Source organism: Mesorhizobium sp. M7A.F.Ca.ET.027.02.1.1 (genome assembly GCF_004022985.1).
GTDB lineage: Bacteria > Pseudomonadota > Alphaproteobacteria > Rhizobiales > Rhizobiaceae > Mesorhizobium.
Window position 1 is genome coordinate 1 of the sequence record NZ_RZOL01000986.1, and the last position, 394, is coordinate 394.

At 60.4% G+C, this 394-nt stretch carries 1 protein-coding gene; it reads left to right on the forward strand.

Going from position 1 to position 394, the window contains the following annotated elements; all coding sequences use genetic code 11:
* Positions 1–352: ABC transporter permease (locus EN749_RS37375; RefSeq protein ID WP_189368092.1), on the forward strand; the 352-nt coding region annotated here is incomplete at its 5' end.
* Positions 353–394 lie beyond the last annotated feature (42 nt).

Below are 394 nucleotides of genomic sequence, written 5' to 3' on the forward strand. Positions count from 1 at the left end.
CTGGATGCTCGCCTTCCTGATCCTGACGGCGGTCACCTTCAGCCTGTTCGGCTTCATCATAGGCATCTGGGCGAAAAGCTTCGAGCAGCTGCAGTTGGTGCCACTGCTGATCGTCACCCCGCTGACCTTCCTCGGCGGCAGTTTCTATTCGATCCACATGCTGCCAGGCATCTGGAAGACGATTACGCTGTTCAACCCGGTGGTCTACCTGATCAGCGGCTTTCGCTGGAGTTTCTACGGCAAGGCCGACGTCTCGGTCGGCATCAGCCTCGGCATGACGCTGGTGTTCCTGGCCGCCTGCATCGCGATCGTCGCCTGGATCTTCCGGACCGGCTACCGGCTGCGCAACTGATCGGCTGAAGGCGTCCTGAGCCGCAGCCGAGATTTGTGAGAT